This is a genomic window from Amycolatopsis sp. NPDC051128, assembly GCF_040682715.1.
Lineage (GTDB): Bacteria > Actinomycetota > Actinomycetes > Mycobacteriales > Pseudonocardiaceae > Amycolatopsis.
Window position 1 is genome coordinate 25037 of the sequence record NZ_JBFBBN010000070.1, and the last position, 19377, is coordinate 44413.

At 70.7% G+C, this 19377-nt stretch carries 22 protein-coding genes; 10 read left to right on the forward strand and 12 right to left on the reverse strand.

The annotated features are described in order from the left end of the window. Positions 1-8: 8 nt before the first annotated feature. The 3 genes from AB0M82_RS42120 to AB0M82_RS42130 are packed head-to-tail and all read right to left on the reverse strand — an operon-like array spanning position 9 to position 2898. Positions 9-644: a TetR/AcrR family transcriptional regulator gene (locus tag AB0M82_RS42120; protein WP_364734800.1), complete on the reverse strand. Its 636-nt coding sequence runs from the start codon at positions 642-644 to the stop codon at positions 9-11. Next, positions 641-2164: an ATP-dependent acyl-CoA ligase gene (locus AB0M82_RS42125; RefSeq protein ID WP_364734756.1), complete on the reverse strand. Its 1524-nt coding sequence runs from the start codon at positions 2162-2164 to the stop codon at positions 641-643. Before AB0M82_RS42125 ends, AB0M82_RS42120 begins: the two co-directional genes overlap by 4 nt. Then, positions 2161-2898, reverse strand: coding sequence for an enoyl-CoA hydratase/isomerase family protein (locus AB0M82_RS42130; protein WP_364734758.1), 738 nt, complete (start codon positions 2896-2898; stop codon positions 2161-2163). Before AB0M82_RS42130 ends, AB0M82_RS42125 begins: the two co-directional genes overlap by 4 nt. A gap of 47 nt (positions 2899-2945) precedes the next feature. On the opposite strand from AB0M82_RS42130, the gene AB0M82_RS42135 reads away from it, so the two are divergent. After that, complete coding sequence (locus tag AB0M82_RS42135; RefSeq protein ID WP_364734760.1) at positions 2946-4535, forward strand: amidohydrolase; 1590 nt, start codon at positions 2946-2948, stop codon at positions 4533-4535. A 4-nt stretch (positions 4536-4539) separates the two neighbouring features. Here AB0M82_RS42135 and AB0M82_RS42140 read toward each other — a convergent pair whose 3' ends face one another. Next, a complete protein-coding gene (locus AB0M82_RS42140; RefSeq protein ID WP_364734762.1) occupies positions 4540-4890 on the reverse strand; it encodes a hypothetical protein in 351 nt (116 codons plus the stop codon). A 58-nt stretch (positions 4891-4948) separates the two neighbouring features. Between AB0M82_RS42140 and AB0M82_RS42145 the strand changes: the two genes are divergently transcribed. Then, complete coding sequence (locus tag AB0M82_RS42145; RefSeq protein ID WP_364734764.1) at positions 4949-5389, forward strand: GNAT family N-acetyltransferase; 441 nt, start codon at positions 4949-4951, stop codon at positions 5387-5389. 40 nt (positions 5390-5429) lie between these two features. Continuing rightward, positions 5430-6113 carry a metal-dependent transcriptional regulator gene (locus AB0M82_RS42150; RefSeq protein ID WP_364734766.1) on the forward strand — a complete coding sequence of 228 codons (684 nt, stop codon included), beginning with the start codon at positions 5430-5432 and terminating at the stop codon, positions 6111-6113. Between the two features lie 115 nt (positions 6114-6228). Here AB0M82_RS42150 and AB0M82_RS42155 read toward each other — a convergent pair whose 3' ends face one another. Then, positions 6229-8202, reverse strand: coding sequence for a UvrD-helicase domain-containing protein (locus AB0M82_RS42155; RefSeq protein ID WP_364734768.1), 1974 nt, complete (start codon positions 8200-8202; stop codon positions 6229-6231). 178 nt (positions 8203-8380) lie between these two features. Here AB0M82_RS42155 and AB0M82_RS42160 point away from each other — a divergent pair, with 178 nt between their 5' ends. From AB0M82_RS42160 to AB0M82_RS42175, 4 genes are all read left to right on the forward strand, one after another. Then, entirely contained in the window at positions 8381-8725 is a 345-nt protein-coding gene (locus AB0M82_RS42160) for a transcriptional regulator (protein WP_364734770.1), read from the forward strand. A gap of 52 nt (positions 8726-8777) precedes the next feature. Next, positions 8778-9836: an alcohol dehydrogenase catalytic domain-containing protein gene (locus AB0M82_RS42165; RefSeq protein WP_364734772.1), complete on the forward strand. Its 1059-nt coding sequence runs from the start codon at positions 8778-8780 to the stop codon at positions 9834-9836. Positions 9837-10084: 248 nt separating this feature from the next. Further along, a complete protein-coding gene (locus tag AB0M82_RS42170; protein WP_364734774.1) occupies positions 10085-10714 on the forward strand; it encodes an alpha-ketoglutarate-dependent dioxygenase AlkB in 630 nt (209 codons plus the stop codon). 895 nt (positions 10715-11609) lie between these two features. Then, the gene (locus tag AB0M82_RS42175) at positions 11610-12569 is read left to right on the forward strand and encodes a hypothetical protein (protein ID WP_364734776.1); all 960 of its coding nucleotides are present in this window, start codon (positions 11610-11612) and stop codon (positions 12567-12569) included. Positions 12570-12623: 54 nt separating this feature from the next. Here the strand turns inward: AB0M82_RS42175 and AB0M82_RS42180 are convergent, their stop codons facing one another. After that, positions 12624-13211 carry a helix-turn-helix domain-containing protein gene (locus AB0M82_RS42180; protein WP_364734778.1) on the reverse strand — a complete coding sequence of 196 codons (588 nt, stop codon included), beginning with the start codon at positions 13209-13211 and terminating at the stop codon, positions 12624-12626. A gap of 89 nt (positions 13212-13300) precedes the next feature. Between AB0M82_RS42180 and AB0M82_RS42185 the strand changes: the two genes are divergently transcribed. After that, the gene (locus AB0M82_RS42185; protein WP_364734780.1) at positions 13301-13657 is read left to right on the forward strand and encodes a hypothetical protein; all 357 of its coding nucleotides are present in this window, start codon (positions 13301-13303) and stop codon (positions 13655-13657) included. Next, complete coding sequence (locus AB0M82_RS42190) at positions 13650-13847, forward strand: hypothetical protein (protein WP_364734781.1); 198 nt, start codon at positions 13650-13652, stop codon at positions 13845-13847. The genes AB0M82_RS42185 and AB0M82_RS42190 overlap by 8 nt, the downstream gene beginning before the upstream one ends. Before the next feature lie 11 nt (positions 13848-13858). On the opposite strand, the gene AB0M82_RS42195 is transcribed toward AB0M82_RS42190, so the two are convergent. From AB0M82_RS42195 to AB0M82_RS42215, 5 genes are read right to left on the reverse strand one after another with little or no spacing between them, the layout of a single operon-like run. Further along, positions 13859-14704: a biotin-dependent carboxyltransferase family protein gene (locus AB0M82_RS42195; protein WP_364734783.1), complete on the reverse strand. Its 846-nt coding sequence runs from the start codon at positions 14702-14704 to the stop codon at positions 13859-13861. Then, the gene (locus AB0M82_RS42200) at positions 14701-15312 is read right to left on the reverse strand and encodes an allophanate hydrolase subunit 1 (RefSeq protein WP_364734785.1); all 612 of its coding nucleotides are present in this window, start codon (positions 15310-15312) and stop codon (positions 14701-14703) included. Before AB0M82_RS42200 ends, AB0M82_RS42195 begins: the two co-directional genes overlap by 4 nt. Further along, positions 15309-16061 carry a 5-oxoprolinase subunit PxpA gene (locus tag AB0M82_RS42205; RefSeq protein ID WP_364734787.1) on the reverse strand — a complete coding sequence of 251 codons (753 nt, stop codon included), beginning with the start codon at positions 16059-16061 and terminating at the stop codon, positions 15309-15311. Before AB0M82_RS42205 ends, AB0M82_RS42200 begins: the two co-directional genes overlap by 4 nt. 1 nt (position 16062) lies before the next feature. Then, positions 16063-16857 (reverse strand): putative hydro-lyase, encoded by a 795-nt coding sequence (locus tag AB0M82_RS42210; RefSeq protein ID WP_364734789.1) that lies wholly within the window; start codon positions 16855-16857, stop codon positions 16063-16065. Between the two features lie 10 nt (positions 16858-16867). After that, positions 16868-18112, reverse strand: coding sequence for an MFS transporter (locus tag AB0M82_RS42215; RefSeq protein ID WP_364734790.1), 1245 nt, complete (start codon positions 18110-18112; stop codon positions 16868-16870). Between the two features lie 116 nt (positions 18113-18228). On the opposite strand from AB0M82_RS42215, the gene AB0M82_RS42220 reads away from it, so the two are divergent. Next, a complete protein-coding gene (locus tag AB0M82_RS42220) occupies positions 18229-18966 on the forward strand; it encodes a GntR family transcriptional regulator (RefSeq protein WP_364734792.1) in 738 nt (245 codons plus the stop codon). 131 nt (positions 18967-19097) lie between these two features. Here the strand turns inward: AB0M82_RS42220 and AB0M82_RS42225 are convergent. After that, a partial coding sequence (locus AB0M82_RS42225; protein WP_364734794.1) for a hypothetical protein occupies positions 19098-19377 on the reverse strand: 280 nt, incomplete at its 5' end.

The following is a 19377-nucleotide window of genomic DNA, read 5'->3' on the forward strand; positions in this document are numbered from 1 at the left end:
AAGCGCCGCTAACCGGACATGCCCCACTCTTTCGCGACGATTTCCCGGCAGCGGCCCAAGTCGTGGACACCGGGCGGGGAAGCGCAGCCCAGCGCCCTCGACGCCAGCTCCGCGTAGTGCTCGGCGAGCTGGTCCAGCGCGAGCGGACCACGTGGGGAATACCACCTCGCGACGCCGCTGCACATCTCCAGCAGCGCCAGCCGGGTCACCGCCGGGTGTTCGGTGTGGAAGACCCCCGCCGCGACGCCGTCGTCGATGGCCGCGGCCCACAGCCGTTCGTAGGCGTCGCGCAGGGCCACGACCGGCTCGCGCGCGGCCGGGGACAGCACGTCGACTTCGTTGTCCACCACCCGGGTTTCCGCCGGGCCGACGGCGTGCGCGAGCACGTGCAGCGCGACCAGCGTGCGCAGCCGGTGCACCGGGCCAGGGCTGGCGGCGGTCGCTTCGCGGGCGGCGTGGAGGAGGCGGTTCAGCGCGGTCCGCATGATTTCCGCGAGCAGATCCTCCTTGGTGCCCATGTAGTGGTACAGGCTCGCCGAGGAGAGTTCCGCCTCCTGGGCCAGATCCCGGATCCCGGTGCCGTGAAAGCCCTTGGTGGCGAACAGTTTCACGGCCGCGGCGCGGACCCGTTCCCGGCTGCTCACAGCCACGCTTCCGCCTTGGTGTCCCACGACCCGGCGCGCGGGTCGGCGACCTTGCGCAGCTCGCCCTTGGCGACCCGTTCCGACGGCGTCATGGGCAGCTCGTCGGCGAACGCCCAGAACCGCGGAACCTTGAAGTAGGCCAGCTTTTCCGCGCAGAACGCGGCGAGCCCGGCCGGCTCCGGACGCTCGCCGTCGCACACGACGTACGCCTTGATCTCCTCACCGCGCAGTTCGTCGGGCACGGCGACGACGGCGGCCAGCCGGACCCCCGGGTGCAGCAGCAGTGCGCGTTCGACCTCGTCGGCGGAGACGTTCTCGCCGCTGCGGCGGATCATGTCCTTCGTGCGGCCGACGTAGTACACCCGGCCGGCGTCGTCCATCCGCGCGAGGTCGCCGGTGTGGAACCAGCCGTTCTCGAACGCCTTCGCCGTCGCTTCGGGATCGTCGTGGTAGCCGTGCATCAGGCCGACCCCGCGGATCAGCAGTTCGCCGGTTTCCCCGCGTGGCAACGGCTTTCCGCCGGCATCGGCGATCAGCACCTCGCGGTCGCGGCTCGGTCGGCCGAGGCAGCCGGTGCCGACGGTCTCGTCGTGGTCGGCGACGCTCATCCGGATGTCGCCGCCGGTCTCGGTCATCCCGAACGCCTCGTACCACGGGACGCCCCAGCGTCGTTCCAGCTCGGCGTGCAGCTCGTGCGGGATCGCGGAGGCGCAGATCGCGCGGACGCGGTGGTCGCGGTCGGCGGCCGACGGCTCCTGCCGCAGCAGCAGCGTCGGCATCAGGCCCAGGCAGTAGAACCACGTGACGCCGTGCTCGCGGACCTTCGCCCAGAACGTGCTCGGGTGGAAGCGGTCGAGGACCACGAGGGTGGCGCCACCGGCGAGTCCCAGTGCGACGTTCCACTGTGGATCGATGTAGTGGAACGGCTGGGCGGTCAGGATCACGTCGTCCGCGCCGACGGCGGGGAAGTCGGTGGCCAGGCTCACGGACAGGGTGGTCCAGTACCGGTTCGGCAGCACGCAGCCCTTCGGCGCGCCGGTGGTGCCGGAGGTGTACTGGATGTTGACCGGTAGTTCGGGCACCGGGGTGAATTCCGGTGGTTCGGCGTCGGTGCGGAGTTCGTCCGGGGTGACGACCTCGGTCACCCCGATCCGGCCGAGCAGGTCCGTGAACTCCGCGGCGGCGACGACCAGTTTCGCGCCGGAGTGCCGGAGCACGTGGGCGCCGTCGAACTCCTGGTAGTTCGTGTTGACCGGCACCAGCTGCGCGCCGATCTTCGCCAGCGCCAGCCAGGTGAGCGGGAACGCGGGCACGTTCCGCAACATCACGGCGACCCGGTCGCCGGGGCCGATGCCGCGTTCGGCCAGCGCCGCGGCGATTCGTGAGCTTTCGCGATCGACCTCGGCGAACGTGAACGTCTGCTCCAGGTGATCGAACACCCAGGCCGTGCGCCCGGGCCACAGCGCGGCGGCCCGCGTGACGAGCTGGGCGAGGGTCCCGATCTCGGCGAGGGGTGTCACGTCCGGCTCCGGAAGGCTTCGGTGGACGCGGCGACCGCGGCCGAGTGCTCGGTGATCAGGGCGTGGCTGACCTCGAGTTCGAGGGCCGGCTCGAGGTCCGTGCTCGCGTCGAGAACGCGCTTCGCCATCGCCGCGGCGGCCGGCGGGTGCTCCGCGATCCGCTTGGCCCAGCTCAGCGCTTCGGCTCGCAGCCGCTCGGCGGGGACGGCCGCGTTGACCATGCCCAGCTCGGCGGCCTTCCGGCCGTCGAAGCGCTCGCCCAGCAGCAGGAGTTCCTTCGCCTTGAGCGGACCGACGAGCAGCGGGAGCAGCCGCGACGCCGCGCCGGTGACGCTGAGCCCCAGCGAGACCTCGGGGAACGCGAACACGGCGTCCTCGGCGGCCAGGATCAGGTCGCAGCCCAGCGCGAACTCCGCGCCGGCGCCGATCGCGTAGCCGTGCACCGCCGCGATCACCGGCTGCCGCAGTGCCCGCAGCCGTCGCGTGACGTCCTGGAGCCGGTCCAGCCGCGCTCGCGAATCCCCCTCGGGGGTGGGTTCCTTGAGGTCGTGCCCGGCGCAGAAGGCCCGCCCGTTGCCGGACAGCACGACGACGCGCGCGTCGCTGCGGGCGGCCGCGTCGAGCGCCGCGAGGAAGTCGTCGACCAGGACGGCGGCGACCGCGTTGAGCCGCTCGGGCCGGTTGAGCCGGATCTGCGCGATGCCGTCCTCGACGGCGAAGTCCACGGTGGGCATGCCGCCGATGCTAGACGTTCGATCGATCGATCGATAGTCTCGGGAGGATGCGGGTCGACACGGTCTACGAAAACGCCACGGTGTGGACGGGAACGGGCGTCACCAGCGCACTCGCCGTGCTGCACGGCCGGGTCGTCGCGCTGGGGGACGACGCTCTCGCGTTGTCCGCGCGGGCCCGCGTCGACCTCGGCGGCGGCTTCGTCGTGCCCGGCTTCCACGACGCGCACAACCACATGGCGTGGTTCGGGATGGGCCTGGACGACGTCCCGCTGGGTGGCTGCCGGAGCGTCGAGGAGGTCTACGACGCGGTCGCCGCGCGGGCCGCGACGCTCCCCGAAGGCAGCTGGGTGGTCGGGAGCGGGTACGACCAGAACAAGCTGGCCGGCGGGCACCCCGACCGCCACGGGCTCGACCGGGCCGCGCCGGGGATGCTCGTGCGGCTCAAGCACACGTCCGGGCACATGACCGTGGTCAACTCGGCGGTCCTCGACCGGCTCGACCTGGAAAACGTGCCGGTCGGCGGCGATGTCGTGCTCTCCGGCGGCTCGCCGACGGGGCTGCTGCGCGAGCAGGCCCAGCTGCTGCTGCGGCCGCTGACCTACCCGACGCCGGTGGAGCGCGTCGTGCGCGGCCTCGGCCGGGCGTCCGAGCAGTACCTGGCCGAGGGCATCACCAGCGTCCAGGAGGCCGGCATCGGTGGCGGGCTGGTCGGCGAGACGCCCGCGGAGCTGGCCGCCTACCAACTGGCGCGTGACCGCGGGGTGCTGCGCGTGCGCAGCACGGTGATGGTCGCCGCGAGCGTGCTGCACGACCTGCCGGACGGCGCCGGGTTCGGCCTCGACCTCGGCCTGCGCACCGGCCTCGGCGACGAGTGGCTGCGCGTCGGGCCGATGAAGCTGTTCGCCGACGGCTCGCTGGTCGGCCGGACCTGCGCGATGCACGAACCCTTCGACGGAGAACCGGACAACCGCGGCTACTTCCAGGTGCCCGAGGACGAGATCGCCCGCACGATCCGGCGCGCGCACGACGCGGGCTGGCAGATCGCGACGCACGCGATCGGTGACCGCGCGATCACGGTCGTCCTCGACGCGTACGAAGCCGCGTTGGCCGCTTCGCCGCGCACGGACCACCGGCACCGCATCGAGCACTGCGCGGTGCTTCAACCCGCGGAGCTGACTCGGCTCGCTTCGCTCGGGTTGATCCCTTCGCCGCAGGGACGGTTCGTCAACGAACTCGGCGACGGCATGCGCGCCGCGCTCGGCGAGCCCCGCGTCCCCTGGTGCTACCGGCTGCGAAGCGTCCTCGACGCGGGTTGCGTGCTTCCCGCGTCCTCGGACCGCCCGGTGGTGAACGGCGCTCCGCTGCTCGCGCTGGCCGACATGGTGCGTCGGCGTACGGCGTCTGGCGCGCCCTTCGCGCCCGAAGAGGCGCTGACGCCGGAGCAGGCGTTGCGCGCGTACACGTATGGCTCCGCCTACGCGACCTTCGCGGAGCGGGACCTGGGCACGCTGGAGCCCGGGAAGCTCGCCGACTTCGCCGTGCTGTCGGGATCGCCGCTGGAGGAGTCCGCTTTGGACGACCTGCGCGTGCGAGGCACCGCTGTCGGCGGCGAACTGCGTTACGAGGCGCCGTCGTGAGGCATCACCGCCTCCCGCCGCGGGACCGCGACGGCGGGGCGGCCGCCACGAACTCGAGTGCTTCCTCCGCCAGCCCGGCCCAGGGCTCGGCCGACCCCGCGTCCAGCGCCAGCCACTCCTTCATCGGGGTGCCCTTGTTGGCGTCGAAGCGCACCCCGTGCCCGGCGTCCACCAGCTCGTCCACCCTCGGTTTCGGCAGCTTCAGCACCAGCTGCCCCCGGACGAACATGGCGAAGATCCGGCCGTTCACGCGCACGGCGGTGCGCCCGAAGCCGCCGGTCGCGCCGGGTGGTGTGATGCCCGGCCGCGCGGTGAACTCGTCGACCAGGGCTTCGAACCGCTCCTCGGGTGACATGGCAGCACCTCCTCGTCCCCGACCGTAACGACCACCACCGACAGAAACGGGAGGCGAGATGCCCGTCCGCGACGCCGTCTTCGAAGACATCGAAGAGATCTGCGCGCTCATCGAGGAGCACGCCGTCTACGAGGAGAACCACGACCTCAAGCTGGACCGCGCCGAGATGAGCGGGCACCTGTTCGGGCCGGACCCGAAGGCGTGGGTGCTCATCGCGACCCCGCCCGGCGAGCCCGCCGCGGTGGCCGGCTTCGCCTTCTGCAGCTGGAACTTCTCCACCTGGGAGGCGCGGCCGGGGATCTGGCTGGACGACCTGTTCGTCCGGCCCGCGTACCGCCGCCACGGGCTCGGCCGCGAGTTGCTCGACGAGCTGCGCAACCGCACCACCGGACGCGTCGAATGGGACATGCAGGCGGGCAACGAGAAGGCGGAGGCGTTCTACACCCAGCTCGGCGCCGAACCCGTCCCCGGCTGGATCCGTTACCGCTGGCGAACGTGAACTTTCACGAGAAAGAACACCGCCCCGTATCGTATGCGGTATGGGAGACGGTTCGGTCCGGAGGTCCTCGTCCGTCGAGGACTACGTCCGGGTGATCTACGGCCTGGTCGAACGGGGTGAGGCGGTCACCAACACCTCGCTCGCCGGCCGGCTGGAGGTCAGCCCGTCCTCGGCGTCGGGGATGGTCACGAAGCTGTCCCAGCTCGGCCTGGTCACGCACGTGCCGTACCGCGGGATCGAGCTCACCGCCGACGGCAGGCTGCTCGCGCGGTCGGTGCTGCGGCGGCACCGGCTGATCGAGACGTACCTGGTCTCCGAGCTCGGCTACACCTGGGACGAGGTCCACGCGGAGGCGGACGCGCTCGAGCACGCGGTGTCGGACCGGCTGATCGAGCGCATCGCGGCGAAGCTCGGCAACCCGGTCCGCGACCCCCACGGCGACCCGATCCCGGCGCCCGACGGCAGCGTCGAGGAACTGCCGGTGCGCATCCTCGACGACCTCCCGCCGGGGGCGGTCGGCGAGATCGTCCGGGTCTGGGACACCGATCCGGAGCTGCTGCGCTACCTGACGGAACACGCCATCAACCTGGGCGAACGCATCGAGGTGGTGGAGCGTCAGCCGTTCGGGGGACCGATGGTGGTGAAGGTCGGATCGCCGCCCGACGCGGCCACGCACGCCATCGGCAAGGAGATCGCGCAGGCGCTCTCGGTCACCCTGCGCTGAAGGCCGGGTAGTTATGGATTCCTCTGCCGCGCAAGCGGTCAACGGAGGGCGAGCAGCTGAAACCTCTCGCAGCCACCCTCGCCATGAGACTTTGCCGAGCCCCTGACGTCCTCGGTCATGAAATCGGAGCCAGCGAACTCAGCTCCGGCGGCACCGGCCCGGGATGCACCACGCCCAGCCGTCGAGTGGCCCGCGTCATGGCCACGTAGAGATCGTTGGGCCCGTGGGGGCCGGCCGCGAGGATGGCCGCGGGGTCGGCGATCACGACCGCGTCGAACTCCAGGCCCTTCGCCTCGGCCGGGGTCAGCAGCACGACCTTGCCCGTCAGCTCCGGCGGTGCCGGCAGCGACAGCGCGGCCGCCAGCTCGCCGACCTCCGGCGCGATGATCGCCAGCTGTCCCTCGGTGTGCGCGTCGACCAGCGAAGCGAGCGCGCCCGGCACGTCCGCGGCCGGCAGGCGCCACGGCGTTTCGCCGCTCGCCCGCACCGAGCGCGGCGGCCGCAACGCCGGGTGGTGCGTGGCGAGCAGCTCCGCCGCGACCGTCATGATCTCCGCCGGTGTGCGGTAGTTGACGGTCAGCTCCGCGAGCCGGTGCGGCCGCGGCACCCGCTCCCACGACGCCGCGCCCGCCGCGCTCCCGGTCTGGGCCAGGTCCCCCACGATGGTCATCGACCTGGCGGGGCAGCGGCGGGCCAGCATCCGCCAGTCCATTTCGGACAGCTCCTGCGCCTCGTCGACCACGACGTGCCCGAACACCGGCACGCTCTCGCCGACCAGCGCGGCGACCTCGTCCAGCAACGGGATGTCCGCGGCACTCCACGGGCCCTCGACCACCTCCGCCGGAGTCAGCGGCGGCCACAGCTCGTCGAGGACGTCCTGGACACCGGGGTCGGCGAGCAGTGCCGTCCGCATCGCCTCCCGGTCCACGTCGTCCAGCAGGACCCGCGGGCCGTCGTCCTCCGGCCCGAGCACCACACCCGCCGCGGCCAGCGCACGCAGTTCGGCCTCGCCGAGCCGGCCGTCGGCACTCCCGCCGTCGAGCGCCTCGCCGGTCTCGGTGAACACGACCGCCTCCAGCCGGCCGGCCAGCTCCCTGGCCAGGGTGTCCACGACCTCCCGGTGGAACACCAGCCGCGCCGGGTTGTGCGGCAGCCCGGTCTCCCTGGCCTTCCGCACGGCCCAGCGCACCGCCGACGGATCCAGCCGCAGCACCTGCTGCTCGAACTCGACGTCCACCGGCTCCTCGGGGACCCGGACCGTGGCCCGCACCAGCCCGGCCAGCCGGGCCGCCATGTCCGCCCGGCCCTTGCGGACGGCTTCTTCGGGCGAATCCTCGGCGCTCACGACGCCAGAGACGAGGCCGGGGACGAGGTCGGGCACGGTCGCCGTCACCACCCGGTTCTCACCGAGGCCGGGGAGCACCTGGCCGATGTAGTCGAGGAACACCCGGCTGGGACCGATGACGAGCACGCCGCGGGTCCGCAGGTGCTCGTGCGTGTACAGCAGGTAGGCGACCCGGTGCAGGGCGACGGCCGTCTTGCCGGTGCCCGGCCCGCCCTGCACGACGAGCACGCCCTGGGCGTCGTCCCGGATGATCCGGTCCTGCTCGGCCTGCAGCGTCGTGACGATGTCCCGCATGCGCCCGGTCCGCTCCGCCGTCACCGCGGCGAGGAGCGCGGCCTCGCCGACCAGCCCGTCCCGGGGAGCGTCCGGATCGAGCAGTTCGTCGTCCAGGGCGACGACGGTCCGGCCGCGCGTGGTGATCCGCCGCCGGCGCACGACCTCTCCCGGCTCGACGGCGGTCGCGGTGTAGAAGGGCCGGGCGACCGGCGCGCGCCAGTCCACCAGCAGGGGCTCGTCGTCGTCCTCGAACAGCCCGAGCCGCCCGATGTAGGCACGCCGGCCGTCGGCCAGGTCCAGCCGGCCGAAGCACAGCCCCTCCTCGACCGCCGCCAGCCGCGTCACCTCCGCCCGCCACACGTCCGTCGCGTGCCCACGGGCGAGCGCGGCGGACGCCTCCGCCCGCAACGCGTCGAGGCGGGCGTAAAGAGCGTTCACGTAGTCCTGTTCAGCGGCGAGTTCGGTCACGCTGGAGAGCGTGCCCGCGATCTCGCGAGAAGTGCAGTCTTGTTCTTCTTGACAGCGTCAGCCGGGTGGCTTTCGCGGGAACCGGAGCGGCACTCGCAGGTGGGTGAGGGCCCTTCCGATCTTGCGGAGCGACGCCTACGCTCCAATGTTCGTATCGGGAGTGGTTCGGAGCGTTGTGATGACCGGTCGACGAACACGCACGATGGACCGGGGGGAACAGGCGGAGCTGAGCCAGCTGCTGGCCGCCGGGCCGTTCGAGGTGGCCCTGCGGGCGGCGATCCGGGCCCGCGGCCTCGGGCTCGATCGGATCCGCTATCGCTTGCGCGGCAGGGGAACCACGGTCAGCCTGGCCACCCTCAGCCACTGGCAGTCCGGGCGGTGCCGGCCGGAGCGGCCGGAATCGTTGGAGGCCTTGCGGAATCTCGAGGACATCCTGAACGTGCCGGACGGCTCGCTCAGCAAGCTCCTCGGGCCGCCCAGGGGCAGAGCGCGCTTCCACGCGCAGTCGCAGACGCTCAACTGAGCGGATTTTCCTTGGTGCCGCTCGGGTGAGCGGGCTCGCGTAGGGTCGCGCCATGCGAGCTGTGGTGATGGAGGAGTTCTGCGTCCCGCCCGTCGTGCGGGACGTGCCGGAGCCCGTGGCCGCGCCGGACGGCGCGGTGATCGAGGTCGACGCCACCGGCGTGTGCCGCAGCGACTGGCACACGTGGCAGGGCCACGACACCGCGGTGAAGCTGCCGCACGTCGCCGGGCACGAGCTCGCCGGCCGGGTCGTCGCGCTCGGCGCGGGCGTGCGCGGCTGGGAGCTCGGCGCGCGCGTCACCGTGCCGTTCGTCTGCGCCTGCGGGACATGCGCCCAGTGCGCCCGTGGTGACCAGCAGATCTGCGACCGCGAGTTCCAGCCCGGCGCGACGCACTGGGGTTCGTTCGCCGAGCGCGTCGCCATCGAACACGCCGAGACCAACCTGGTCGCGCTGCCGGACTCGCTCGGCGCCGCCGAAGCCGCCGCCCTCGGCTGCCGGTTCGGCACGGCGTTCCGCGCGGTGCTGCGGCAGGGCCGGGTGACCGCCGGGCAGTGGGTTTCGGTGTACGGCTGCGGCGGCGTCGGGATCTCGGCGGTGCTGCTGGCCGTCGCGGCGGGCGCGAAGGTGGTCGCCGTCGACGTCTCGCCGCCGGCGTTGGCGCTCGCCGAGAAGTCGGGTGCGGCGCTCACCGTCGACGCGTCGGCGTTCGAGGGCCCGGAAGCCGTCGCCGCGCACGTGCGGGAGCTGACGGGCGGCGGCACGCACGTCTCGCTCGACTGCCTCGGCTCGCCGTCGACCTGCGCGGCGTCGGTGGGCAGCCTCCGCAAGCGTGGCCGGCACGTGCAGGCCGGGCTGATGCCGCCGGCCCAGGGGATCGCGCCGATCCCCCTGCACCGGGTCATCGGCGGCGAGCTGGAGCTGGTCGGGATCCACGGGCTGGCCGCCCACGAATACCCGGAGCTCCTGCGCGTCGTCGAGACGGCCGGGATCGACCTCGCCGCGCTGATCGGGCGGCGGATCGGACTCGACGAGGTGCCGGCCGCGCTGGCCGAGATGAACGACCCCGTTCCGCCGCGGGCGGGCGTCACGGTCGTGACGTTCGGTGACTGATCCGCGTCGGTGTGGTCAAGTGACCCGTTCGTAGCTGATCCACCCTGGCATGTGACATTCAGGTGTGGGAATGTCTAGCTCGTGGTGGCCCATGGCGAGGGGAACCGGCCGCAGGAGCGTTCCGTTGGTCCGTTGGGACGCCTCCTGCGGCCGTTCGGCACCGTCGGGGCCACGTTCCGCGCTCACCGGGTGCTCCGGTCGATGATCACCGAGCGTGTGCGACGGGAGTCTCCGGCACAATCAAGGTGATGGACGCCCTCCTGCCCCGCCCGCGCGCCGAGATCGCGCCCGGCGCCGTGCACGTGCCCGGCTGGCTCGGATTCGAAGAGCAGCGCGAGCTCGTCACCGCCTGCCGCGGCTGGTCCGGCTACCGCCACACCCGGCTGCCCAACGGCGGCGTGATGTCGGTGAAGTCCGTCTGCCTCGGCTGGCACTGGTACCCGTACGGCTACTCGCGCACGACCGGCGACGGCACGCCGGTGCTGCCGTTCCCGGACTGGCTCGGCGACCTCGGCCGCCGCGCGCTGGCGGACGCGTATGGCGAACCGGCCGACGCCTACGCGCCGGACATCGCGCTGGTCAACTTCTACGACGCCACCGCGAAGATGGGGCTGCACCAGGACAAGGACGAACGCAGCCTGGCGCCGGTGGTGTCGCTCAGCCTCGGCGACGCGTGCGTGTTCCGCTTCGGCAACACCGAAACCCGCGGCCGGCCGTACACCGACGTCGAACTCCGCTCAGGCGACTTGTTCGTGTTCGGCGGCCCGTCCCGGCTCGCCTACCACGGCGTGCCGAAGACGTTGCCGGGCACGGCGGATCCGGCGCTGGGCCTGGCCGGGCGGCTGAACATCACGCTGCGGGTGTCGGGTTTCCGGTAACTCTGTGAAGTTTTCCTCGCTATCCGAATATTTGATATCGTTAATTTCGAGCCTTTCGTCGAAATTAACCTAATCGCCTTTTGCTGCCAATGAGACGGGCTCTGGTATGCAACTTATCCACCGGTACATTGGCGATCTGGTTCGAACGTCGCATCGATCGAGCTCAAGGCGCTCACCAGGGCGTTGGCGACAGCTGGGTCGGTAGGCGGCAACGACCCATCCAAGACTGGACAAATATTGGACAGATCCTGGTCAGCAACTGTCCGATAGCTGCGAGACCGGTAACGGTGCCGTAAGTCTTGTCTCTGCGATCTGTCTGTTGACCCAGGCGGTCTCGCGGAGGGGGTCTCCAGTTGCAGCTGGCGACCCCCTCGAATCTGTCACCACTGTACTACTCTGTGTAGTCAAACTTCCCTTTTGCGCGTGCTTCGCGTAAGAATTATCACGTCCACGTGGTCGGAGCTGCAACTCCGATCGCACTTGTTGGACAACGCCTGGGTCGCAGAGTGGAAGGGATCGTGACGTAGTGTTACCACCTCGCGGGAAGAAATCCTGCACTCCAGATCTTGATTCGTCAGAACCTGAGGGTCTGTCACGACGGACGATCATCATCGTCATCGCGATCCAGGGCTTCACAGGGTTCTTGATCACTCGTGGCTATACGCTCGAGGCGGCACTCGCTGCGTCCGGCGGTAGCTGCGTGCTCGCGAGTCAAGTTGCACGTCGGCTCGGCAGGTGCCAGCCTCGTTGGATCGTCTGAACAACGGCCGTGCGGAAGCCTTTGTTTATTCCGATGAGAAATTCCAGCGGGACAAGCTTCCGTACGGCCGGTCTCTCGGTCGCCTCTCAGGTAATGTATTGGGGGCTATGAATGATTGCCCTCAGTGTTGCTGAAATGGTCGACGAGTTGAAGGTCCTGCGCAAAGGAAGAGCAGTTTTTGGTACTCCGCTCGGGGATCGGGTGGGTCCCGTTTTGCGTACCGCATGTGGCATTTTGGAAGATGACGACACTGTGGCGATGCGGCGTAAACTTGTCGACAAGTTGCGGCCACTGGTCGAGTCGTTGCCGGACGATCTGAAGATCGCTCTGCTCGCTGCGTTCGCATTGGATGAGCGGGCGCGCAAGCCATTCTACCAGGAACGGGTGCACTGGGCGGCGATCACGCTGGACCGCGACGACCGGACTGTGCGCCGCCGGATCGACGAGGGAATCGAACAGGTCGCCGCACTGGCCATCGCGGCAGCCGAACCCGAGTCGGGGCCGCGCTATCCGAGCCGCAGCTGGCACACCGAAGAACTGCGCGTCACGCTGGCGCTCGACCAGCCGGTGGCGGAGGCGTTCGAATTCCGTCGAGTGGTCGTCGATGCGAGCGAAATCGTCGAACTTGATCTGGCGTTGACGCTGAACGTGAGCGGCGAATTCGGGGAATCGGTGCGCGAATCCGATCTCGAGGTGGATGTGTTCCATGGAGGTTTGCTGGCTAGTCGCGAGATGGAGTCGAGCGACCGGGTCGGCTTGTCCTTGCGCCTGCCGAAACCGTTGCGCCGCGGCGAGCGGCATGAGATCGGCCTCCGGTTCCGGGCGACCATGCGCGAGCCGCACTACGTTTGCGTGCCGCGGCACCCATGCGATCTGTTTGATCTGCACATCCGGTTCGGTGAACGCGTACCAGACCAGATCGTGCGGCTGGAAAAAGCGTTCCAGGCTGACGCGCGTGACCGCGCACCGCGCGGCGACGTGCTCAGGACCGACGATGCCGGCGAGGTACATGTCCGGTTTAGGCACCTCGTGCCAGGTTTCGCCTATGGGGTTCGGTGGAGTACTGATACAGCCGAGGGATTACAGACGCACTAAACGTAGTTGCGTGACTACTGTCTAGCCGCGGCTCGCGCTGCGGGTTTCTAGTAACTAGTCCTCTGTGGACTCTTCGTGGTCTTCTTCCGGCACCACGATGAGCCGGACGGCCATTGCGCGCGAGCCTTCCGGGTGCTTTCCCGGCTCGGTGACGTACTTCCACACCAGGTTCTGGTACTCCTCGACGAACGATGTGATCTGTTCTTTCGTCAGGTGCAGGCCGCCGCGGTAGATCTGGTTCCAGCCTCCCGAGCTGTCGTAGCCCACGTACGCCCGCGTGACCAGGCCCAGGTCGTGACTCAGCTTGAACGCGCCGAGCTTGAGCATCGCTTCGCGCTCGTCCGGCGTCAGTTCGAGGCCGGGCGGGGTGTAGATGTCCTTCGGCCGCGACTTCCACCAGCGCTCGCGGCCGTCTCCGCGGTCTTCGATCTCTTCGATCAGCTCCAGATTGGCGAGCTTGCGGAGGTGGTAGCTGGTCGTCCCGGTGCTCTCGCCGAGGGCCTTCGCGACGCTCGTCGAGTTCGCCTCGCCGTGTTTGCCCAGGTAGGACAGGATGTCGCGGCGCACCGGGTTGGCGAGGGCCTTGGAGAAGGCCTTGAGATCCGCGCCGGTGAGCACGCGCTTCGGAGGACGTTCGACCATGCCCGCAGCCTACTACAGAGACTGTTTGCAAAAAACCTCTGCAATCGGCTACCTTGGTTTCGAGGGGTTACGAGACTTCGGGGGTTTCGATGCGCAAGGTCTTCTGGGCGGCGGGGTTGTGCCTGCTGCCGTGGATCGCGGTACTGGGGATGACACTGCCGGACGTTTACGCGGCACAGCACTGGCGGCTGGCCTGGACGGGCTTGGACGCGGCGGAGGCGATCGGCCTGCTGGCCACGGCCTGGCTGCTCGGGCGCGGCGACCCGCGGACGCCGTTCGCCGCGATCGGCACGGCGACACTGCTGCTGACCGACGCCTGGTTCGACGTCGTGACGGCGGGCGACGACGTCGTGTTTTCGCTGCTCATGGCCGGTCTGGAGGTGCCGTTGGCGCTGGCGTGCCTGTCCGTCGCGGCCTCGCGCCCCGCGGTCCCGGCGCATGTCTGAGCTGGACGCGCGGCTGCGCGACGAGATCGACGACCAGGTCGCGGAGGCCTTCGACGCCTGCCTCGCCGAGCGCCTGGCCGAGCCGGGACCACTGCGGACCGCGCTGCGGCGCGGACGCTCGTGGCCGTTGTGGCTCGCGATCGTGGTCACGAACGTCGCCTGGCTGGTGGTCGTGAGCGGCAAGCCGTAGCGGCCTGCCGCTCACGACGCGGGACGAAAGCGCACGGTCTGACCGGGGCGTAGCTGGGCCGCGAGGTCGAGATCGTCTTCCTCCACGACGGCGATCACCGGGTAGCCGCCGGTCGTCGGGGAGTCCGCGTGGAACAGGATCGGCCGGCCCGACGGCGGCACCTGCAGCGATCCGGGCACGCACGCCTCGGACGGCAGTTCGTCGTGCCGGAGCCGCTCCAGCGGTGGTCCGGTGAGCCGGATGCCGACGCGGTCCGAGTCCGGCGACACCGTGTACACAGTGGACAGCAGCCGGTCCGGTGCCGCGAACCAGTCGCGACGCGGTCCCGGCGTCACCCGCAGGACCGGCGCGTCCGGCAAGGCCGCGCGCGGCGCGAGGTCCACCACCGGAAAGCCGCCGGGGGAGCCCACCGGCAGCAGCATGCCGCCGGCGAGCGGCGGCGGCCCCAGCTTTCCGAGCGTGTCGGTCGCCCGCGAGCCGAGCACCGGCGGCACGTCGATTCCGCCGCGCACCGCGACGTAGCAGCGCAACCCGGTGGACGCCGTGCCCAACGCGAGTTCTTCGCCCGCCCGCAGGGTGATCGGCGCATTCGGGCCCGCGGCCCGGCCGCCCGCCGTGACCGGACAACCGGCGCCGGTGACCGCCACCGTGGTGAGCCCCGAGGCACGCAGCACCAGCCCGCCGAGGGTGACCTCCAGCGCGGCGGCGCCCGGTTCGTTCCCGACCAGCCGGTTGGCCAGCCGCAGCGACGTCCGGTCCGCGGCGCCGGACCGGCCGACGCCGAGCGCCGCGTGCCCCGGACGGCCGAGGTCCTGCACGGTCGCCGCGAACCCCGGCCGGACGACTTCGAGCTTCACGGCGCCACCGCCGCGAAGCGGACCCGGGTGCCCGGCGGCAGCAGGTTCGGCGGGTCGCGTTCGACGTCCCACACCGGCACGTCCGTCCGCCCGAGCAGCCGCCAGCCGCCGGGGGACGCGCTCGGGTACACCGCGGTGTACTCGCCGGCGATCGCCACCGAGCCGGGCGGGATGCGGGTGCGCGGCGAGGAACGGCGGGACACGTGCAGGACCGGGTCCGAGCCCGACAGGTAGGCGAACCCCGGCGCGAACCCGCAGAACGCCGAGACGTACGAACCCGTGCTGTGGCGCGCCACCACCTCGGCCACGGTCAGTCCCGTGTCCGCCGCGACGTCGGCCAGGTCCGCGCCGTCGTACACCACCGGGATCACCACCTCGCGCGCTTCGGTCGCTCGACTGTCCACAGGGGACACCTGACGCAGCAGGGCACCCAGGCGGTCCACGTCCGTCACCGTCGGGTCGAAGCGGACCAGCAGCGTCCTGGCCGCCGGGACCAGCTCGACCACCCCGTCCGGCGGCGCCTGCGTCAACGCCGCCTGGAAGCCCAGCACGTCGCCGGTCTCCACCAGCACCGCGCGCCGCCCGCACGGCAGCAACCGGACGGTCATCCGGTGAACGCGGCGAGCGTGACGTCCGCGGCGGCCAGGCCGTCGCGGATCCGGCGGGCGAGTTCGACCGCGCCCGGCGTGTCCCCGTGCACGCACAGGGAGTCCGGGCGCAGGTCGAGCTTGCCGCCGTCCGCCGTCACGACTCCGCCACCGGTCGCCATCGCCACCGCCCGCTCGGCCACGGCGGAAGCGTCGTCCAGGACCGCGCCCGGCTGCTTGCGCGACACGAGCCTGCCTTCCGCGGTGTAGGCCCGGTCGGCGAACGCCTCCGCGTAGGCCACCACGCCGGCTTTTTCCGCCTCCCGCCGCATTTCCGAGTCCGGCAGGCAGAGCAGCGCGAGCGCGGGGTCGTACCGGCGCAGGCCGTCGACGATCGCCGCCGCCTGCTCCGGATCGGCCGCCGCGGTGTTGTACAACGCGCCGTGCGGCTTCACGTAGGTCACGTGGCTGCCCGCCGCGCGGGCGAACGCGTCGAGCGCGCCGATCTGGTAGAGCACGTCGTTCGCCAGGTCGGCCGGCGCGACGTCGAGCGCGCGCCTGCCGAACCCGGCCAGGTCGCGGTAACCGACGTGCGCGCCGATCGCGACACCGCGCTCCGCCGCCAGTTCACACACCCGCCGCATCACCGACGGGTCGCCGGCGTGGAAGCCGCACGCGACGTTCGCGCTGGTCACGATGTCGAGCATGGCTTCGTCGTCGCCCATCTTCCAGGCGCCGAAGCCCTCGCCGAGGTCACTGTTCAGATCCATCTCAGCCCACCCGGTATTCGCTGTCGTGCCGGTCCGTGATGAACATGTACCCCGGCGCGTGCGTGATCGCGAACGGGGGCCGCGAAGCCATCAGCGCCGCCTGCGGCGTGACCCCGCAGGCCCAGAACACCGGGACGTCACCCGGTTCCGCGTCCACCGGATCGCCGAAGTCCGGCCGGGAAAGGTCTTCGATGCCCAGCGCGCGCGGATCGCCGATGTGCACGGGGGCGCCGTGCACGGCCGGCATCGTCCGGGTGATCCGGATGGCGTCGTCGACGCGGTCCTCCGGGATCTGCCGCATCGACACCACCATCGGGCCGAACAACCGCCCGGCGGGCTCGCACTGCCGGTTCGTCACGTACATCGCGACGTTGCGACCCTGGTCGACGTGCCGCAGCGGGACACCCTCGGCGGCGAGCGCCGTCTCGAACGTGAAGCTGCAGCCGATGGAGAAGGCGACCATGTCGCTGCGCCACAGCCCGGTCGCGTCCGACACTTCGCCGGCCAGCACGCCGTTCTGCCAGATCCGGTAGCGCGGCAGGTCGGTGCGCAGGTCCGCGTCCTCGGCGAGGCGGGTGCCCGGGTCACCGGGGTCGGTGACGTCGAGCAGCGGGCACGGCTGCGGGTTGCGGGTGCAGAACAGCAGGACGTCGTAGGCCCAGTCCTCGGGCACGGCGATCAGGTTGGTCTGGGTGAAGCCGTTGGCCCAGCCCGTGGTGGGGTGGGCGGAGCCGCGGCGGAACACCTCGCGGGCTTGCGCGGGGGTGAACGTCGCGGGTTCGTCAAAGGTCGTCATGAGTTCCCCCTCAATCAACGAGTTCGATGCCCCGGGTCTCGGGCAGGCCGAGGAGCGCGAGCACGGCGATGCCGTAGCCGAGCGCGCCGAACACGATCGCGCCGCCCGCGCCCATGAAACCGACCACAGTCGGGAAGATCGCGCCGACCGCGCGGCCGAAGTTGTAGGTGAAGCCTTGCCCGGTCCCGCGCAGCGCCGTCGGGTACAGCTCGGCGAGGAACGCGCCGAAGCCGCTGAAGATCGCGGACATCGAGAAGCCGAGCGGGAAGCCGAGCACCAGCACGAGCCCGTTGGCGCCCTTGGGGATCTGCGTGTACGCGACGATCAGCGCGGCCGAGAGCAACGCGAACGTCAGGAAGGTCTTCTTGCGCCCCAGCAGGTCCGTCAGGTAGCCGCCGCAGACATACCCGACGAAGGCGCCGGTGATCAGGAACGCGAGGTAGCCGCCGGTGCCGATCACGGTCAGCTCGCGCGTCTTCTTCAGGTAGGACGGCAGCCACGTCGAGATCGTGTAGTACCCGCCCTGGACGCCGGTGGCCAGCAGCGCGGCGAAGAACGTCGTGCGCAGGAGGTCGCCCTTGAAGATCTGCGTCAGCGTGCCCTTGACGGGTGCGGCGAGCCGGCGTTCCTCCGCGCGCGGAGCGTCCTTGACGCTGCGGCGGATCCAGAGCACGAACAGGGCCGGGATGACGCCGGTCCAGAACATGATGCGCCAGGCCACGTCGTCGCTCGCGAAGCTGAACACGACGGTGTAGACGACGACGGAAAGGCCCCAGCCGACCGCCCACGCGCTCTGCACGAACGCCACGGTCCGGCCGCGGTAGCGGGCCTGCGAGTACTCGGCGACCAGCGCCGCGCCCGCCGCCCACTCGCCGCCGAAGCCCAGGCCCTGCAGGGCGCGGAAGATCAGCAGCGTCTCGAAGTTCGGCGCGAACCCGCAGAGCACCGTGAAGATCGTGTACATCGCGATGGTGATCTGGAGCGTGCGGACGCGGCCGATCCGGTCGGCCAGCATGCCGGCCCCCACCCCGCCGACGGCCGAGACGACCAGCGTCGTCGTGCCGAGCAGGCCGGCTTCACCGCTCGAAATGCCGAAGTACGCGGTGATCGCGGCCAGGCCGAGCGGCAGGGTCTGGTAGTCGAACGAGTCCAGGCCGTAGCCGCCGAACGCGCCCACGAAGGCGCGGCGGCCGCGTTTGCCGAGCGTGCGGAACCAGTCGAACGGGCGGGCCTCGGTAGCGGTTGTGGCAGTCATGGGCACCTCCTGGCCAGTGTCTCTCATCGTGGTGCGCCTCACACGGTAGAGATTGTTGAACAATTCCACAAGATGGCAATTGGATCGTCACCTGAGTGGTGGGTACCATCGTTCACGTGGTCATCGAAGACAATGGAGTCCCGGGAGTCCCGGACCTGGCGGCCGACCGTGGCCTGGTCAGCCGCAAGAGCACGGCCGAGCGCGTCGCCGGTGTCCTCCGCAAGCGCATCGCGGAGGGCTACTTCCTCCCCGGCGGCCGGCTCTCGGAACAGGACATCGGCAACGCCCTCGGCGTCTCGCGCAACACGCTCCGCGAGGCGTTCCGGCTGCTCACGCACGAACGGCTGCTCGCCCACGAGCTCAACCGCGGGGTCTTCGTCCGCATCCCGAGCGTCGAGGACGTCGTCGACATCTACCGCGTCCGCAAGATCATCGAGTGCGCGGCGGTCCGCGGGGTGACGGCGAAGCCCGCGTCCTTCCCGCGGATCAAGGAGAAGGTCGACATCGGGGACGAGGCCGCCCGCACCGGCAACTGGAAGGACCTCGGCACCGCGAACGTCTGGTTCCACCAGGAGCTGGCCGCGCTGTCGGGCAGCGAGCGCGTCAACGAGCTGGTCGGCAGGCTGACCGCCGAGCTGCGGCTGGTGTTCCACATCATGGCCGAGCCGCGCCGCTTCCACGAGCGCTACCTGCCGCGCAACCACGAGATCCTCGACAGCATCGAGGCCGGCGACGGCCCGGGCGCGGAGCAGCTGCTGATGAAGTACCTGGAAGACGCGGAGGAACAGCTGGTCGGCGCGTACGCCGACCGCGCGGTCGCGGCCCGGGCGGCGGTCGCGGCGGAGCAGTCCTGAGCGGCTGAGCGCCTGAGCGCCCCAATGTGGCGTTGGGTGCATCTGACGCACCCAATGTGGCGTTGGGTGCATCTGACGCACCCAATGTGGCGTTCGGGGTGCCCGGCGCCGCTTTGGGGTTTTTGTACCGATTACGGGGGGTTTGAATCGTGCCTGTTCGGGCATTGTCGCCGTCCGGACGGGCCGAGCGCTGCCCGGACGTGATCCTTCCCGGGTAACCTCGATGAGGTTTCGCCGCCGGAGACCCCCAGCGGCAGGCGGGACCAATGCTGCCGGGTCGCTGCCTCCCCAGAGCCGTGGCCCGGCAGCCCCTCCTCCGCAAAGCCGTGAATGTCGCATTGAGGGACTTCACCCTTCTTGACCGACACCGTGTCGGTGTCGTCCGCGTCCTTGATGGCTTCGCCGGTCTTC

Coding starts and splice junctions, on each gene's coding strand:
- AB0M82_RS42130 (WP_364734758.1), bottom strand. CDS start 2,898: ATGCCCACCGTGGACTTCGCCGTCGAGGACGGCATCGCGCAGATCCGG.
- AB0M82_RS42135 (WP_364734760.1), top strand. CDS start 2,946: ATGCGGGTCGACACGGTCTACGAAAACGCCACGGTGTGGACGGGAACG.
- AB0M82_RS42140 (WP_364734762.1), bottom strand. CDS start 4,890: ATGTCACCCGAGGAGCGGTTCGAAGCCCTGGTCGACGAGTTCACCGCG.
- AB0M82_RS42145 (WP_364734764.1), top strand. CDS start 4,949: ATGCCCGTCCGCGACGCCGTCTTCGAAGACATCGAAGAGATCTGCGCG.
- AB0M82_RS42150 (WP_364734766.1), top strand. CDS start 5,430: ATGGGAGACGGTTCGGTCCGGAGGTCCTCGTCCGTCGAGGACTACGTC.
- AB0M82_RS42160 (WP_364734770.1), top strand. CDS start 8,381: ATGACCGGTCGACGAACACGCACGATGGACCGGGGGGAACAGGCGGAG.
- AB0M82_RS42165 (WP_364734772.1), top strand. CDS start 8,778: ATGCGAGCTGTGGTGATGGAGGAGTTCTGCGTCCCGCCCGTCGTGCGG.
- AB0M82_RS42170 (WP_364734774.1), top strand. CDS start 10,085: ATGGACGCCCTCCTGCCCCGCCCGCGCGCCGAGATCGCGCCCGGCGCC.
- AB0M82_RS42175 (WP_364734776.1), top strand. CDS start 11,610: ATGGTCGACGAGTTGAAGGTCCTGCGCAAAGGAAGAGCAGTTTTTGGT.
- AB0M82_RS42180 (WP_364734778.1), bottom strand. CDS start 13,211: ATGGTCGAACGTCCTCCGAAGCGCGTGCTCACCGGCGCGGATCTCAAG.
- AB0M82_RS42185 (WP_364734780.1), top strand. CDS start 13,301: ATGCGCAAGGTCTTCTGGGCGGCGGGGTTGTGCCTGCTGCCGTGGATC.
- AB0M82_RS42190 (WP_364734781.1), top strand. CDS start 13,650: ATGTCTGAGCTGGACGCGCGGCTGCGCGACGAGATCGACGACCAGGTC.
- AB0M82_RS42200 (WP_364734785.1), bottom strand. CDS start 15,312: ATGACCGTCCGGTTGCTGCCGTGCGGGCGGCGCGCGGTGCTGGTGGAG.
- AB0M82_RS42205 (WP_364734787.1), bottom strand. CDS start 16,061: ATGGATCTGAACAGTGACCTCGGCGAGGGCTTCGGCGCCTGGAAGATG.
- AB0M82_RS42210 (WP_364734789.1), bottom strand. CDS start 16,857: ATGACGACCTTTGACGAACCCGCGACGTTCACCCCCGCGCAAGCCCGC.
- AB0M82_RS42215 (WP_364734790.1), bottom strand. CDS start 18,112: ATGACTGCCACAACCGCTACCGAGGCCCGCCCGTTCGACTGGTTCCGC.